At 43.2% G+C, this 17,223-nt stretch carries 13 protein-coding genes and 1 pseudogene; 8 read left to right on the forward strand and 6 right to left on the reverse strand.

Translation table 11 applies throughout. From position 1 onward, the window contains the following. The first annotated feature begins 184 nt into the window (after positions 1 to 184). On the forward strand, positions 185 to 2,719 hold the full coding sequence (locus RWY97_RS02980; RefSeq protein WP_273177746.1) for an ATP-dependent Clp protease ATP-binding subunit: 2,535 nt from the start codon (positions 185 to 187) through the stop codon (positions 2,717 to 2,719). A 255-nt stretch (positions 2,720 to 2,974) separates the two neighbouring features. After that, the gene (locus RWY97_RS02985; RefSeq protein ID WP_315565452.1) at positions 2,975 to 3,598 is read left to right on the forward strand and encodes a DUF3256 family protein; all 624 of its coding nucleotides are present in this window, start codon (positions 2,975 to 2,977) and stop codon (positions 3,596 to 3,598) included. 432 nt (positions 3,599 to 4,030) lie between these two features. Here the strand turns inward: RWY97_RS02985 and RWY97_RS02990 are convergent, their stop codons facing one another. Next, the gene (locus RWY97_RS02990) at positions 4,031 to 4,423 is read right to left on the reverse strand and encodes a DUF1573 domain-containing protein (protein WP_021584305.1); all 393 of its coding nucleotides are present in this window, start codon (positions 4,421 to 4,423) and stop codon (positions 4,031 to 4,033) included. A 246-nt stretch (positions 4,424 to 4,669) separates the two neighbouring features. On the opposite strand from RWY97_RS02990, the gene aspS reads away from it, so the two are divergent. The 6 genes from aspS (at position 4,670) to RWY97_RS03020 (ending at position 10,678) form a co-directional block, all read left to right on the forward strand. After that, positions 4,670 to 6,436 carry an aspartate--tRNA ligase gene (gene aspS / locus RWY97_RS02995; RefSeq protein WP_315565454.1) on the forward strand — a complete coding sequence of 589 codons (1,767 nt, stop codon included), beginning with the start codon at positions 4,670 to 4,672 and terminating at the stop codon, positions 6,434 to 6,436. A gap of 144 nt (positions 6,437 to 6,580) precedes the next feature. Beyond that, entirely contained in the window at positions 6,581 to 6,877 is a 297-nt protein-coding gene (locus tag RWY97_RS03000) for a winged helix-turn-helix domain-containing protein (protein WP_024991292.1), read from the forward strand. 51 nt (positions 6,878 to 6,928) lie between these two features. Next, positions 6,929 to 7,264 carry a hypothetical protein gene (locus RWY97_RS03005; protein WP_273177753.1) on the forward strand — a complete coding sequence of 112 codons (336 nt, stop codon included), beginning with the start codon at positions 6,929 to 6,931 and terminating at the stop codon, positions 7,262 to 7,264. 77 nt (positions 7,265 to 7,341) lie between these two features. Further along, positions 7,342 to 8,409 (forward strand): mannose-1-phosphate guanylyltransferase, encoded by a 1,068-nt coding sequence (locus RWY97_RS03010; RefSeq protein WP_315565456.1) that lies wholly within the window; start codon positions 7,342 to 7,344, stop codon positions 8,407 to 8,409. A 16-nt stretch (positions 8,410 to 8,425) separates the two neighbouring features. Beyond that, entirely contained in the window at positions 8,426 to 9,505 is a 1,080-nt protein-coding gene (gmd, locus tag RWY97_RS03015) for a GDP-mannose 4,6-dehydratase (RefSeq protein ID WP_315565457.1), read from the forward strand. Positions 9,506 to 9,511: 6 nt separating this feature from the next. Next, entirely contained in the window at positions 9,512 to 10,678 is a 1,167-nt protein-coding gene (locus tag RWY97_RS03020) for a GDP-L-fucose synthase family protein (protein ID WP_315565458.1), read from the forward strand. Positions 10,679 to 10,727: 49 nt separating this feature from the next. On the opposite strand, the gene uvrA is transcribed toward RWY97_RS03020, so the two are convergent. From uvrA to RWY97_RS03045, 5 genes and pseudogenes are all read right to left on the reverse strand, one after another. Further along, complete coding sequence (gene uvrA, locus RWY97_RS03025; protein WP_315565460.1) at positions 10,728 to 13,556, reverse strand: excinuclease ABC subunit UvrA; 2,829 nt, start codon at positions 13,554 to 13,556, stop codon at positions 10,728 to 10,730. A gap of 10 nt (positions 13,557 to 13,566) precedes the next feature. Beyond that, positions 13,567 to 13,881 (reverse strand): annotated as a pseudogene (locus tag RWY97_RS03030) (gliding motility-associated C-terminal domain-containing protein); the annotation flags it as partial. 336 nt (positions 13,882 to 14,217) lie between these two features. Beyond that, positions 14,218 to 14,652 (reverse strand): HU family DNA-binding protein, encoded by a 435-nt coding sequence (locus tag RWY97_RS03035; RefSeq protein ID WP_021584325.1) that lies wholly within the window; start codon positions 14,650 to 14,652, stop codon positions 14,218 to 14,220. 281 nt (positions 14,653 to 14,933) lie between these two features. Beyond that, positions 14,934 to 16,493: a hypothetical protein gene (locus RWY97_RS03040; protein ID WP_315565463.1), complete on the reverse strand. Its 1,560-nt coding sequence runs from the start codon at positions 16,491 to 16,493 to the stop codon at positions 14,934 to 14,936. A gap of 46 nt (positions 16,494 to 16,539) precedes the next feature. Next, positions 16,540 to 16,755, reverse strand: a complete 216-nt coding sequence (locus tag RWY97_RS03045; RefSeq protein ID WP_315565465.1) for a hypothetical protein — start codon at positions 16,753 to 16,755, stop codon at positions 16,540 to 16,542. Positions 16,756 to 17,223 lie beyond the last annotated feature (468 nt).

Consider the following 17,223-nt stretch of genomic DNA (forward strand, 5'->3'; position numbering starts at 1 on the left):
GAGCAACTGACTCTTAATCAGTGGGTCTAGGGTTCGAGTCCCTAAGGGCGCACAATGAGGCTAACCAAATATCGGTTAGCCTTTTTTCTTCATTAGACTGTGGCACAGAGTTTGCTTTTTGTCTCGGGAAGAGTTACAAAGTAGATAATAACGAACAATTAAAGAAAGGTAAGAGGATAAATATATGACGAGTCAGTTTTCACCTAAGGTGTCAGAAATACTTGCTTTCAGCAGGGAAGAAGCTGCGCGGCTGGCCAGCCGTTCGGTTGGTCCGGAGCATCTTTTGCTCGGTATTATCCGCGAAAAAGACAGTCCGATAACCGAGCTTTTCATTCGGATGGATATTGATCTCAAATCTGTCAAGACTGAACTTGAAAATAAGGTGAGAGAAGATGAGGTCAGTGAGGTTATCAATACCTCTGAACTCGTATTGAATGAGAAAGCAAGTAACATTCTGAAACTTGCTGTTTTGGAGGCACGGATACAGCATACCCAATTGGTGGATGTGCAACATTTGTTGCTTGCTATCCTTCACGATCAAGTTAATAATGGTGCAAAAGAAGTCTTGGAGTTCAATAATATGACATACGAAAACGCTTTAGCAGTTCTCCAAAAAGAAGTAAGTCCGACGCAAGATGGCATCGGACTACCTGACGAAGACGAAGAAGAGTTTGAAGAAAGCAGGACGACAGGCAGTGGGAATCAGTCTACCGGGAGTCACTCTACAACTCAAACGCATAAGTCTAATGCCAAGACACCGGTACTTGACAATTTTTCGACGGATTTGACACAAGCTGCCGTAGAGGGAAAACTTGATCCTGTGGTAGGCCGCGAGAAAGAAATACAGCGCGTAACAGAGATATTGTGTCGCCGAAAGAAGAATAACCCGATATTGATTGGTGAACCCGGCGTGGGTAAAAGTGCTATTGTTGAAGGTTTGGCACAGCTCATTGCCAAGCATCATACATCTCCGGTGCTCTATAACAAACGATTGGTAAGTTTAGATATGACGGGTATTGTGGCTGGAACAAAATACCGCGGACAGTTCGAAGAGCGTATTCGGGCATTAATTAAAGAGATTGAACAGAACCCTGATATCATTGTTTTTATTGACGAAATCCACACATTGATCGGTGCAGGAAGTACACCTGGCAGTATGGATGCAGCCAATATTATGAAGCCGGCATTAGCGCGCGGTACGATTCAGTGTATCGGTGCCACTACGCTTGATGAATATCGCAACAGTATTGAGAAAGATGGCGCCTTGGAAAGACGTTTTCAGAAGGTACTCATTGAGCCTACAACAGCCGATGAGACATTGCAAATCCTTGTGAATATTAAAGACAGATATGAGTATCACCACCACGTAAGCTACACTGATGAAGCGTTGAAAGCGTGTGTCAAGTTGACAGAACGCTATATTACTGACCGTTCTTTTCCCGACAAAGCGATAGATGCGATGGACGAAGTTGGTGCACGCATCCATCTACAACACGCAGAAGTACCGCAGACGATTGTCGATAAAGAGAAAGAAATAGAGCATATCAAGCAGAAGAAACAGGCTGCTGTCAAGAATCAAAACTTCGAATTGGCTGCTGGTTATCGGGATACGCAGACGCAGTTAGAACAGGAATTGGAAGAGTTAAACCGTCAATGGACCAGCGGAGAAAGTGAGACTCGTGAGACTGTAACGGATAAAGATGTTGCGGATGTGGTCTCAATGATGACTGGTGTGCCTGTCCAACGAATGGCAGAAGCCGAGGGGGTGCGTCTGAAAGGAATGGCTACAGAGCTTAAACGGTCGGTGATTGCACAGGATACGGCTATTGACAAGATGGTGAAAGCCATTCAACGTAATCGCGTCGGACTCAAAGATCCCAACCATCCGATAGGTGTTTTTATGTTCTTGGGTCCCACCGGCGTGGGCAAAACTTATTTAGCCAAAAAGTTGGCAGAGTTTATGTTCGGAAGTACTGATGCCTTAATACGTATTGATATGAGCGAATACACAGAGAGTTTCAATGTTTCTCGGCTTGTGGGAGCACCTCCGGGGTATGTCGGATATGAAGAAGGAGGACAGTTGACAGAGAAAGTTCGTCGGCATCCTTACTCCATCGTGTTGCTTGATGAGATTGAGAAAGCTCACGGCAATGTATTCAATCTCTTGCTGCAAGTGCTGGATGAGGGCCGTTTGACGGATGGGAACGGTCGCTTCGTAGACTTTCGTAACACTGTGATTATTATGACTTCTAATGCGGGAACGCGCCAGTTGAAGGATTTCGGACGTGGAGTCGGTTTCAATGCAAGCGGTAAATTAGGTTTGAGTATTGATGAGAAAGACAAAGAGTATGCCCGTTCCATCATTCAAAAAAGCCTTAGCAAGCAGTTTGCACCTGAGTTTTTGAATCGACTTGACGAGATAATAACTTTCGATCAGCTTGATCTCGATGCTATTAAACAAATTATTGACATTGAGCTAAAAGGTTTGTTCAAACGCGTTGGGGATATGGGCTATCAGCTGAAAATAACGAATGAGGCCAAAGAATTTGTCGCAACAAAAGGTTATGATGTGCAATTCGGTGCGCGTCCGTTGAAGCGGGCCATTCAGAATTACATCGAAGACGGACTCTGCGAGATTATTCTTTCGGATAAAGAAAAGTCTGGTGAGACGATTACTATCAGTAAAAAGAAAGGTAAAGACGAACTGATTTTCAAATAAATTGTATTGAATTGTGGAAATAATGATACCGGATGAGCTTGTCACGGGACGAGACATCCGGTATTTTTTATGATTATAAATCTTACAGAATGACATTCTGTGATATAAAAATAGATTGTTTAGACATTTTTATAAAAGAATAATTGTGTTGTCGAGAAAAAAGATTTAATATTGCAATTCTATTTAGAATTTAGACGAATTCTCATCTTTTCTTGTCGGTTAAGATATTATTTGTCTGTTCAATATGATCAGAAGATGAAGAAGTTTTATTTGATACTATTGATTGTTGTAGCTTGTTTGCAATTGCAGGCTAAGTCAATGAGAGAAATGTGGCTGACAATGCCCGATTCCATTGTGCCGTATTTGAATAAGAATCTGCGACTTGAGCTTGTAGATTATATGGATATGAAGGTCAAGTCTGAGGTAAAGAATCTTTTGAGAGGGATAACCGTTATGGATACATTGACTGCTAATTATGCTTCACTTACAATAAATGAAACTTTGAAAATGCAGTTGCGTTTATTGCCGATAACAAACGGAGATACTATTCTCTGTATGGTCAGGACTTTCAATGGACCTTTGCCGGAAAGTGAGATTGCATTTTTTACTTCTCGTTGGTACCGGCTTGAATACCCCTCTATTGATTTGCAATCTTTTGTTTCATCATTAGTTGTAAAACCGGATACAATGTCCCAACATCGGTTCAATGAGCTCAAGAATAAGATAGAGGCTGTAATGGTAGAAGCATCACTCTCGGATAAAGACGATGAATTGACGATTCGGCCTACTGTTCCGTTATTGGCACGTGGTGAAAAAAAGACTGTTGACACAATACTTATGCAAAGAAAACTTAAATGGAATGGTCGGACTTATAACTAATGTTATATGTTTGCACATTTCTTATATATACTCTTGCAAGTACAAATAAAATAATTAACTTTGTAACGTGTTTTTCATGGTATTAGATTATTAAGGTTAAGAAAGATTGGTTGTCGTGAGACAATCAATTTTTTTATGCTCTTTTCCGAACAGTTATATTCCTCTTGATATACAGATTCAATATAGACGTCTTTGAATGAAGCTGTGCTGCTATTTTCATTACATTTCGGTTGCTATACGAAAAACATCTATTCATCGTACGATTAATTATTAATGACACGACGTTTAACTGCTTTTCGGAACGTGAAAAGCCACAAATTGCAAGATACCTCATAACTCTCTGATAATCAAAAAGCCCAAGACTGAATGTGATTCGAATCTCGGGCTTTTTCTGTCTGTCAATTTATGACACGTGGTAAATATTGAAGTGATTTATTTGGAAGCTTCTTTCATTACACCTTCTATATATAGGCGAGTCATTTCGGGTACACCATTGGTGCGCACCGTAATGCTCTTTTTGAAATGTCCGGGGAACTTCCCTTTACCGTTATAGGTCACTTTGATCTGTCCTTTTTGTCCCGGTTTGATGGGTTCTTTAGTATAAGAGGGGACTGCACACCCGCAACTGGCTACGGCTTGATTGATAATCAACGGCGCCTGTCCTACATTCGTGAATGTGAACACTGCTTCTTGTACGGGATTGCTTTCACTGAATGTACCGAGATCAATGCTCACTTTATCAAACTTAATCTCTGCTTGCTGTTGTGCTGCAGCGTATGTCAGGCACGCGAACAGCATCAATGTTATACTTAATACCTTTTTCATCTCTTCTTGAATTTATATGAACTCAATGGCAAAGTTACGAAAAAGCCAATAGGACGATATTAAAATAAGGTGGAAATTGACACAAAAGTAATATTTATTAGCTAATTTTTAAATCTATTAATAATATGTGTGAGTGGTTGGATTCACTTAGTTTAAGAGGATGATATGTGATAAATCAAAGTTTTGTTATAAAATATCAAAGTTTTGTTGTACTTTTGCACGACAGATGAAATAAAGTAAAAGAAGATGTATAGAACGAATACTTGCGGCGATTTGCGCTTGGCCAATGCCGGTAAAAAGGTAACATTGGCAGGATGGGTGCAGCGTGTGAGGAAGATGGGTGGGATGACTTTCGTCGATCTTCGCGACCGATACGGTATCACTCAGTTGGTTTTCAATGAGGCAGATAATAAAGAACTCTGCGATAAAGCCAATCGGCTGGGGCGTGAATATTGTATTCAAGTGAAAGGCGAAGTAGGTGAACGGCAGAGTAAAAATAAGAATATCCCGACGGGAGAAATCGAGATACTGGTTTGCGAACTGATCCTTTTAAGTAACAGTTTAACACCTCCTTTTACAATAGAAGACAATACAGACGGTGGCGATGACATCCGGATGAAGTTCCGTTACTTAGACCTGCGCCGTCCTTCTGTGCGTAAAAATCTTGAATTACGCCATCGAATGACCATTCTGATACGCAATTTCTTGGATGCACAGAACTTTATTGAGGTAGAGACTCCGATACTAATAGGCAGCACTCCGGAAGGTGCGCGTGACTTCGTAGTGCCTTCTCGTATGAATCCTGGCCAGTTTTATGCGCTTCCACAGAGCCCTCAGACCTTGAAACAGTTGCTGATGGTAGCGGGATTCGACCGCTATTTCCAGATAGCCAAGTGTTTCCGCGATGAGGATTTACGGGCCGATCGTCAGCCGGAATTTACTCAGATCGACTGTGAAATGTCGTTTGTTGATCAAGATGATGTGATTGAGCTTTTCGAGGCTATGGCTCGCCATCTCTTCAAAGAGGTGCGCGGTGTGGAACTTCCGGCTAAACTTCAGCAGATGACTTGGCATGAGGCGATGCGCCGTTTCGGTAGTGATAAACCCGATTTACGCTTTGGAATGGAGTTCATTGAGCTGATGGATGAGTTGAAAGAGACCGGAGATTTCGGTGTATTTAATACTGCCGAGTATATCGGAGGTATTTGTGTGCCGGGATGTGCAGATTATTCGAGAAAGCAACTTGATGAACTGGCCGAGTTTGTTAAGCGTCCGCAGATAGGTGCCAAGGGCTTGGTTTATATCAAATATAACGCGGATGGAACGGTGAAAAGCAGTGTCGATAAGTTTTATTCACCCGAAATAATGGCACGGGTTAAGGCAAAGATGGGAGCTAAAGATGGCGATCTTGTCTTGATTTTGAGCGGAGACAGGATTAATAAAACGCGCACTCAGCTTTGTGCTCTTCGTTTGGAAATGGGCGATCGGTTAGGTTTGCGTGATAAAAACAAGTTTGAATGCCTTTGGATTGTCGATTTCCCGCTCTTTGAATGGAGCGATGAAGAGCAGCGTTTGATGGCCACCCATCATCCGTTCACAATGCCGAATCCCGAAGATATACCGTTGCTTGACGAACATCCCGAGCAGGTTCGTGCCAAGGCTTACGACTTTGTATGCAATGGGATAGAAGTAGGCGGCGGCAGTTTGCGTATTTACGACGGGCAGCTGCAAGAGAAAATGTTCCGTATTTTGGGCTTTACCGAGGAACGCGCAATGGCACAATTCGGTTTTCTCATCAACGCTTTCAAGTACGGAGCACCGCCTCACGCTGGCGTGGCATTTGGTCTTGACAGGTTTGTTTCGATTATGGCTGGTCTCGATTCTATTCGAGATTGCATTGCATTTCCTAAAAATAACAGCGGACGTGATGTGATGTTAGATGCTCCCTCGCTGATAGACAAGAAACAATTAGATGAGTTGCAGATCCGTGTTGATTTAAGTCAAGAAAACTAAATATAGCTATCTGAAAAATTGCTTGATGCTGTTTTTCTTTGATAAAGAAGAGGTTAAGCAGAAAGAAAGTCGTAATTTTGCAACAGAATATAAAGAACCGTGATCCAATCAAAGTGAAAGCGGATAATTTTAGTTTATATTATTATGGCAGAAAAGAAAGCAACGACGAAGAAAGCCGTAGCAACTAAGACAGAGACAACTAAGAAAACTGTGACGAAGAAAGCTTCGGAAAAAAAAGTAGAAGTGCTGATCAATGCAGAGAGTGTCGGTTTCAGAGCTGGTGACGTGTATCAAGCACTGGCAACAGCAGCCAAAGCATTGACGGTAGCTGAAATTGCAAAGGCTGCAAAAATCACAGCAGAGGAAGTTCTTCTTGGTATGGGATGGCTCTTCAAAGAGGGAAAAATTAAAAATGAGGCCAGTAAGATCGTCCTTGCTTAAATAGGAATTCTGAAAAGAGCCGCAGACATTGAGCCTGCGGCTTTTTTATTTATGCAATACAAAAGAGAAATTATTCGTGTGCTTACCGAAGCTGGTGAGGATGGACTTTCTGTTCAGAAGATTGCCTATCACGTGTTCAATTCTTGTAATTCTCTGTTTCGTACCGTGAGTTATAACGAGATTTATCGTTTGGTAGCAACTTATTTAGTCAATAATTCCAAGAATCGGGAGTCAGTGATAGCGCGGACTGATAGGCGGGGAGTCTATCGTTTGAATCTTGAATCAAGAGAAACACGGCAGTTAATGCTTCAATTCGTAGATGAATCAACGGCTAACGAAAATGGAGATAATGTTTTCGAGGATGATCTGTCATTACCTTTGTTTTGAACAAAACTTACTTTTTGTTTTGTCATTTGCTTTATTTAAATTATCTTTGCAATACAAACATTTGAAACACAAGGTTTATGGCGCAGAGCAACAATCATTTGGTTATTATGGCAGGAGGTGTGGGAAGTCGCTTCTGGCCGATGAGTACCGTTGAGAATCCGAAGCAGTTCATCGATGTTTTAGGGGTAGGCCGGACTTTACTTCAACTTACTTTCGACCGGTTTTCGGGAGTTTGTGTTCCCGAAAACGTGTGGGTGGTTACGAACAAGATGTATTTTGACATCGTTAAAAAGCAATTGCCCGAGATTCCTGTGGATCATATCTTGACCGAACCGTGTCGGCGGAATACGGCTCCGTGTATTGCCTACGTCAGTTGGCGTATCAAGGCACAAGATCCCAAGGCGAATGTCGTGGTTAGTCCGAGTGATCACATTATTACGGACCCTGTTGGGTTTCGACGTGTGGTGACGATGTGTCTGCAATTTGCAGGTGAAACCGACGCTATTCTTACGTTGGGAATGAAACCGACACGTCCGGAGACAGGTTATGGATATATTCAGGCAGATATGACAACGACCTCTGCTCGTAACAAAGAGATTTATCGCGTAGATTCATTCCGCGAAAAGCCCGACTTGCAGACTGCTCAGGCGTATATCAGCAACAGTAATTACTTTTGGAATGCGGGCATTTTCATTTGGAGTGTCAGTACGATTGTTAACGCGTTTCGGGTGTATCAGCCCGCCATCAGTAAGATTTTTGAGAGTATGCTTGACGTTTATGCTACCGATAAAGAGCAGGCTTTGATTGACGAACGTTATCCGGAGTGTGAGAACATTTCGGTGGATTATGCCATAATGGAGAAAGCCGAGGAGATCTTTGTGTGTCCGGCTGATTTCGGGTGGAGCGATCTCGGTACGTGGGGGAGTCTGTTAGCACAAACCAAACACGATCTTTATGGCAATAGTTGTATCGGGAGTAACATTACGATGTTCGATTCGCATAATTGCATTGTGCATACGACTCAAGAAAAGCGAGTTGTTATTCAGGGTTTGGATGATTGTATTGTGGCAGAGTACGATGATGCTTTACTGATTTGTAAATTATCGGAAGAGCAGCGTATCAAACAATTTACAGAAGAGAAATAAATTATTTTGAGAGTTTATGAAGATAGCATTGATTACAGGAATAACGGGCCAGGACGGTTCTTACCTGGCCGAGTTTTTAATTGAAAAAGGTTACGAGGTGCATGGACTTTTGCGTCGTTCGTCGTCGTTTAATACAGGGCGCATCGAACACTTGTATTTGGACGAGTGGGTGCGGGATATGAAGAAACAGCGTCTGGTTAATCTGCATTGGGCCGATATGACAGACTCTTCTTCGCTCATTCGGATTATTCGTGAAGTAAAACCCACTGAAATTTATAACTTGGCAGCACAGAGCCACGTGAAAGTGTCGTTTGATGTGCCCGAATATACAGCTGAGACAGATGCTGTGGGCGCCTTGCGATTATTGGAAGCCGTACGTATTTGCGGACTCGATAAAACCTGTCGAATTTACCAGGCATCGACATCCGAGCTCTACGGAAAAGTGCAGGAAGTGCCGCAGCGTGAGACAACACCTTTCTATCCACGGTCGCCTTATTCTGTAGCAAAGCTGTATGGATTTTGGATTGTGAAGAATTATCGTGAGAGCTATAATATGTATTGTTGCAACGGAATTTTGTTTAACCACGAAAGCGAGCGGCGTGGAGAGAATTTTGTTACGCGTAAGATCACTTTGGCAGCCTGCCGAATTGCATTGGGATATCAAGATAAGTTGTATCTTGGGAATATGGATGCGCGGCGTGACTGGGGATATGCCAAAGATTACGTAGAATGTATGTGGTTGATTCTGCAACAGCCTAAGCCCGATGACTTTGTCATTGCAACGGGCGAGATGCATACTGTGCGTGAATTTTGTACGTTGGCTTTCCGTGAAGCCGGTATTGAACTGCGTTGGGAAGGTCGGGGTGTAGAAGAAAAAGGAATTGATATAGCCACGGGTAAAGTGCTTGTAGAAGTAGATCCGAAATATTTCCGGCCGTGCGAAGTAGAGCAATTGCTTGGCGATCCTACCAAAGCGCGCAAACAATTGGGTTGGAATCCCACCAAAACTTCTTTTACAGAACTGGTACGTCTGATGGTTGCACACGATATGAAATTTGTTGAGAAGTTGTATCTCAAAACTCAATTGCCGGAGTAACGTGTTATGTTGAATAAAGATTCGAAAATATATGTCGCTGGTCATTGCGGATTAGTGGGGACAGCGATTTGGAATAATCTTCTTGACCGCGGTTACCAAAATCTGATAGGGCGCACGCACAGCGAACTGGATTTAACCGATCAACAGGCTGTGCGCCATTTTTTTGATGAGCAGCGGCCTGATGCTGTAGTTCTGGCTGCAGCTTTTGTCGGTGGAATTATGGCTAATTCGCTTTATCGTGCCGACTTCATTATGCAGAATATGAAGATGCAGTGCAATGTTATCAGCGAGAGTTTCACCCACAATGTGCAGAAACTGCTCTTCCTGGGTTCTACCTGCATCTATCCGAAAACAGCTCCCCAACCAATGCGCGAAGACGCATTGCTTACTTCGCCACTTGAATACACCAACGAAGAATATGCCATTGCCAAAATAGCTGGGTTGAAAATGTGTGAGAGCTATAATCTTCAATATGGTACCAACTATGTAGCAGTGATGCCGACCAATCTTTACGGCCCCAATGACAATTTTCATCTGGAAAACAGTCATGTCATGCCAGCGATGATGCGTAAAATATATCTGGCTCATCTCATAGGTAAGGGCGACTGGCAGTCGGTTTCAGCAGATCTGAACAAGCGTCCCGTAGGGGGTATTACGGGACAGCATTCACGACAGCAGATACTCAATGTGTTAGCCCGTTACGGCATCTACGACAACAAGGTAATACTGTGGGGAACGGGCAATCCTCTGCGCGAGTTTCTTTGGAGCGAGGATATGGCCGACGCCAGTGTCCATATTCTGCTTAATGTCGATTTTAAAGACATCATCGGTATTGAGAAATATTCTTCTGTGTTTTACGGCCAGAAGACCGATGGGGTAGTAGATCGTAACTCTTCGGCAGGCCGTGGTGGTGCAATTCCTTCATTAGGTGAGATTCGCAATTGCCACATCAATGTCGGTACTGGTGTAGAGGTCACCATTCGTGAGCTGGCCGATTTGGTAGCTCAGACCATAGGTTTCAGCGGAAATATCGAATTTGATGCCAGTAAGCCCGATGGTACACCACGTAAGCTCATTGATGTAGACAAGCTTCATCGGTTGGGGTGGCGTCATCGTGTAGAGATCAAAGACGGTGTACACCGCCTGTTTGATTGGTATCGTGCAAGTCTATAATATGGAACGAAATAAGAATGCTTTTCGTATTTACTCTTATTCCGATAACTTAGGAATTAAATTCTTGTTTTAAAAAGCGTGGGGTAAAGCCATCTTTGCTATGTGCCACTTTGGTAGGCGTACCAGTAGAGAGAACTTTACCACCACCTCGACCACCTTCTGGTCCCATATCGATAATGTAATCAGCTAATTTGATGACATCCAGATTATGTTCGATGATAATGACAGTATTGCCTTTATCCACCAACTTTTGCAGAACGTCCATCAACACGCGAATATCTTCAAAGTGAAGTCCTGTCGTCGGTTCATCTAGAATATAAAGAGTTTTGCCTGTATCGCGCTTACTCAGTTCAGTAGCCAATTTTACGCGCTGGCTCTCTCCACCTGAAAGTGTAGTCGAGGGCTGCCCTAATTTAATGTAACCGAGGCCGACATCTTGTATTGTTTTAATCTTTTGGAGAATGTTGGGCACGTTTTCGAAAAACTCAACGGCTTGATTAATGGTCATATCAAGTACGTCGGCGATACTCTTTCCCTTATAGCGCACCTCCAAGGTTTCTCGGTTATAGCGCTTACCGTGGCATACTTCACAGGGCACCATTACATCGGGTAGAAAGTTCATTTCGATGACTTTATATCCATTTCCACCGCAGGCTTCGCATCGCCCGCCTTTAACATTGAATGAAAAACGTCCCGGTTTATAGCCACGAATCTTTGCTTCGGGAAGATTGACGAACAAAGAACGGATATCGCTGAATACACCCGTGTATGTTGCGGGATTACTGCGAGGAGTACGCCCAATCGGACTCTGATCAACATTTACCACCTTATCGATATAATCTACACCTTCAATAGACGTATAAGGCATCGGGCGTTTCAGTGATCGATAGAAATGCTGAGACAGAATGGGTTGTAACGTCTCGTTGATCAATGTCGATTTTCCCGACCCGCTGACACCAGTCACCACAATAAGTTTACCCAACGGAAACTCAACATCAATATTTTTCAAATTATTGCCGCGTGCACCGCGAATCCAAATACTTTTTCCGTTGCCGGCGCGATATATCTTCGGGGCCTCTATTTTACGCTTGCCCGTGAGATAATCGGCCGTTATCGTGCGGATGTTTAGCATCGCCTGTGGCGAGCCTTGGAAAACAACCTCTCCACCGCGGCGCCCTGCTTTCGGTCCGATATCGATAATATAGTCGGCATTGAGCATCATATCTTTGTCGTGTTCTACAACGATAACAGTATTTCCGAGATCGCGAAGTTCTTTCAATGAATGAATCAGTCGCTCGTTATCGCGCTGATGCAGTCCGATGCTTGGTTCGTCCAGAATATAGAGAACATTGACAAGTTGTGAGCCGATCTGTGTGGCTAATCGAATGCGCTGACTTTCTCCGCCCGAGAGAGAAGACGACTGCCGATTGAGCGAAAGATAATCCAAGCCCACTTCTAAGAGAAAACCAACACGCGTCTTGATTTCTTTGACAATCTCTGTGGCAATTTTACGCTGTGTGGTATCAAGATGGTCCTCTACATTGTCGAGCCATTCACGCAGTTCAATGATGTCCATATTGGCTACCTCAGAAATATTTCGATCCCAAATACGATAGGAGAGTGATTCGCGCTTCAGCCGTTGACCTTTGCATTCTGGACATTTGCAGGTGGCCAGAAACTGGTCAGCCCATTTCTGTCCGGCTGCCGTCTCGTCGTTTTCCATTACGTTGCGAAGATATTTAATGACACCATCGAAAGCAATGAAATAATCAGTCGAGGTATGAACCAGTTCTTTCGAGATGCGCACATTCTCTAAACTGCCATAAAGTATCTCGTCAAGTGCATCAGCAGGAATCTTCTCAACAGGCGTCTTCACATTGCAATTGTATTTCTGCAAGATAGCGTCAATCTGCCAAAAAATCATTTGATTCTTATATTTCCCAAGTGGGATAATAGCGCCATCGTGAATGCTTGCCGACTTATCCGGAATTACTTTGCCAAGATCGATCTCATTTACATATCCCAGTCCTTTGCATTTGGAGCAGGCACCTTCGGGCGAATTAAACGAGAAAATATTCGGAGCAGGCTCGCCATACGATATGCCCGTAACCGGATCCATCAGTCGTTTGGAGAAATTATGAATCTCGCCGCTGTCCTTGTCCATAATCATCAGCACGCCGTCGCCCTGTCTCATTGCGACTTGAATGGTTCTCCGCAATCGTTCATCGTCTTTTTCCTGTACTTGAAGTTTGTCGATCACCACTTCGATATTATGATTTTTATATCGATCTACTTTCATCCCTCGTACAATTTCTTTCAGTTCGCCGTCTATGCGAACATAAAGATATCCCTTGCGACGCATACTCTCAAACAGCTCACGATAATGTCCTTTGCGCTGGCGTACCAATGGAGCAAGAACGAAAATACGCTTATCCGCATAATCACGGAGAATCATTGTGATAATTTTCTCTTCGGTATATTTCACCATCTTCTCGCCCGACGCATAACTATAAGCCGTTCCGGCACGGGCATAGAGCAGACGAAGATAGTCGTATATCTCGGTAGTTGTGCCCACGGTCGAACGTGGATTCTTGTTAGTTGTTTTCTGCTCGATGCTAATCACCGGGCTCAATCCCGTGATTTTGTCTACATCTGGGCGTTCCATTCCACCCAAGAAATTGCGTGCATAGGCCGAGAAGGTTTCGATATACCGGCGCTGTCCCTCGGCGAAGATCGTGTCGAATGCCAGCGATGATTTGCCCGAACCCGACAGACCGGTAATTACCGTCAACGAATTACGCGGAATTTCAACATCTATATTTTTGAGATTGTGCACGCGTGCGCCCCACACATTAATCTTCTCATCTTCTCTTTCCATGATCTTCCTGCTATTTTGTTGTCGATCCCGAATGTTCTGTAATACTTCTGATCAAGTTTACATCTTGCCGGATCTCAAAATTCTTTCCGTCGGCCCCACGTGCCTTCACCACAACGAAATACACGCCTTCACTGACATCCCGACCGTGAAATCTGCCATCCCAACCGCCTGTAAGCTCTTTCCATTGATAGAGTTTCTGTCCCCAGCGGTTGAAAATCGTAGCTTCAAATGTCACGATTGCTCGATAATTACTTTTGGCTTTATAAACATCATTGATACCATCTCCGTTCGGCGAGAAAGCATTGGGCATTTCCAATCGACTTTCCTCTGTTTTACTTCCGTCGAGTCCGTCGTCTGTCGACGTATCGCAAGCTATGAGCCCGACGAACATCCATATCCCGAATACACTGATCAATATACGTTTCAAATCCATATCTCTGTTAAGTAAAAACGTTGCAAAGTTAGTAAAAACAATCTGCTTTTTAATACCTTTGCATCAATATTTTATATTTCAAGACTGCAATATGATGAGAGAGAATATGACGCAATCAACAGTTTGCAGAGCAGGCTACACACGTCCAAATTTCAATACACAAAAAACAATCCCCCTGTCGGTATTGAATGAGACCGTCGGGGGGATTGTATTCTCAGGGAAACCGGTTTACGGTTTGGGTGTGGGTGTTGTTCCACCGCCCTTGTGCTGTTTCGCCTTGGGGTTGTTCACCGAAAAGCGGAGGCTTTTCATCGACTCGTGCAGATAAGCGTTGAGATAGAAGCGTATTTTAGGCGTCTTGATGGTAGCGGCAGTCACGTCTTCCTCCTTTTCCATCTGTTTGCCCGCAGCCTGCACGCTGAATGTGCCGATCTGCCCCAACTGGACAGTGTTGCCCTCGGCCAACTCGCGGTGCAGGTAGTAGGCCAGTCGGTCAATAGCGTTTCGTACATCGCCTGTGGTGAGCGAGCTCATCTCGGCGATATCCTTAATCACTTCCTCGAACGTGATGATTCGGGGTTTGTCGGCCTTGGCAAAATACATTGTCTTGCCCTTTTTCGGGCCGATTTTCATCAATACTTTACTGACGATGTAGTTCAACATAATTGTAAGTTTTTATAGGTTTGAAATTAGGAGTTATTATGAGTGCTGTGCCTTTCGACGAACAGTCTTTTCGGTTGCGGCGAAGCTCTGTTACGGGGTTATAGCCAGCGCTCTCTTAGGATAGACCAACGCGTACCCCAAGGGTAGACAGATATGTACCCTTAGGGTAGACTAATGCCTACCCCAGGGGTTGATTTTGTATTGTTCTCTTTCAGATGCTTCATCTTATCAAAGATTGCTTGAAAAGAAAAGTTGTGGCAGTAGCCATTTACTTACGACGCTTACTGCGCTTTCCAGGGTCTGAAACCCATTCTACGATCATTACCGGCAACGCGTACGTGACTATCCGAAATACCTAAATAGTATGAAGTCATCTTTTCTTTCGGACGGGGAGTACTTGACCAGTAAGCACCGATAGCACCTACACTCGAATATGTACCGCCAAAATAAAGCCCTTGGGCCGGAAGGTAGAAATAATTGGTAATATCGGCAGGTCTCCCCCAAGTAATGGATGGATAACTCTGGTCGGCAACTGTCACAGTTTTTCTGTAATCAACACCGTTTGGGGCAACATCAGCCTGATATCCAATTATGTAATCTTTCTTCTTAAACCACATTCCACCTTCATATAAATGTCCCAGAGTAGTCCAAAGTGTAGTATCCCAATGTGGATCACCTTTATCTGCATACCAAAGAAGTTCATTTACATTAGGACAAGCAGCACAAGAACGAGACGCAAAAGGCAAGGAACTATTACTGGGGTTATAACCTATTATTTCATTATACCAACGTGGATCATCATTATCCTTAGGATAGTTCTTGTTATTATCATCGTCAACCTTAGGCTGATAATTTTCATAACCATTCCAATAATGTTGGCCAACTTTTGCATCCCACATATAATATACATTGCTCGGATAATCCGTGGGGTTGATTTTAGCCGTCATCGGATAGACCGTATTCGCTGAATAAGTGGCTGAACTGATTTTTTTAGTAAATATTCCTTTTACATTAGTTTTGCTATCGTAAAGCGTATATTCGATAGTTAAAGCGTGAGTACCCGGAGCGATAACCACATAGGCAGCATTCGTGCTTTGACTTGTTTCGGGATTATTAAGCGGGAAGCCATAGAAAAATTTACTACTTTGGGTGTTGGTTTTAGTGGTGAGCGTAATTGTCTTGGATGAACCGTTTCCTTCCAGGCCTGATTTCGTCAATGTGTAGGTGCCGGCGATATTGTTGTCGGAAATGACCTTAATCTGCTGAACATAAGTAGATACAAGGCCATTGGGCGTGCGAGGAAGCAGACAGAGATAAGCAGCCTTATGGTCGAGATTGAATTTGTAAGTACCATTAGGTTGCTTATGGGCTGTTGCCGTGCCGCAGTCGCCGCATTTTCCGAGGTGAGCAGAATTATTAGGTGCACTCTGCATCTGTGCCGTGGCAATGGTTACTTGGTTATAAGTCGTGGCATTCTGCCCGGGATAATATACGTCTACTGTGGAAGAAGAATATCCCTTTGTCAATTTGAAGTGGGCAGTGGGCGATTTAGTCGTAATTTGCGCCTCGCCGCTCGCACCGTCAGCTGTCCAAATCTTATCGCCCTTTTCCCAAAAATACTTTACGGAAAAACCTCCCGGATAGGTTATGTCAAGAGAAGTGCGGGTGGCAGATTTGGCCTTTTTGTCAATATCGATACCGCCTACAAACGTAGCGTCTGGTGTCGTTTCTTTATTATTCTCTTTCGGATTATTATTTACACCTTCTTCATTGGTGCAAGCTACGGTGAATATCATAAGGATGACAACAACGAGCTTGGATAAAAATGATATTACGTTCATCTTCTTTTTTTAATTTTTTATATTACTTTTTCTAATCTCTAATTATTCAATCTCCCCAAGGGTTATTGCCCTGCGTAAATTCCTCCTCCTCTTCTTCTTCAAAGGAATTTCGCTTGGCATCGCCGCGATTATCACCGATGCGGCCCGGATTATGTCCTCCATCCAATTGGGAACCTGCCAACAGCGAATATTCTGTCGGCATCTTAACAACACTGATTTCAGGGGTGCTGTAAGCCTGTTTCATCACTTGATTCTTATTCATATTCATATCTAATTTGAAAGTTAATACTTATGTTATTTTCCTTTTGAGCACTTTCCTAAAAGGCACATAAAAGCGAACAAAGAGAACTTCTTGTTTATGGGATGTATACAGTATTTCGCGCGCGTACGTAAAATTTTGGAAAGGGGGTAGGACTGTGTGTTAGCAAATTATTTGGAACAGCCAAATAATCTACGTTAAAAGATGCGGAGACATAACTATTTCTCTGTATCGACATCGCATCTCCATCACTTCTATGCACGCTGTATATCGTCATAATCGTCGACAAAGGTAACTAAATATTCTTAAACACACAAAAAAAGGCGATAAAATTTGAAAATGTGCTGCGAGTTCATCATAATTCATTACCGAATACAATCCCTGTTTTTATCTTTAATAGAACAGAATATTTGGATTTCTGGTAAAAGACATCACATACTATAACTAATCGTTGAAGTCTTAATTATACAA

This window comes from Hoylesella pleuritidis (genome assembly GCF_963541955.1).
Lineage (GTDB): Bacteria > Bacteroidota > Bacteroidia > Bacteroidales > Bacteroidaceae > Prevotella > Prevotella pleuritidis.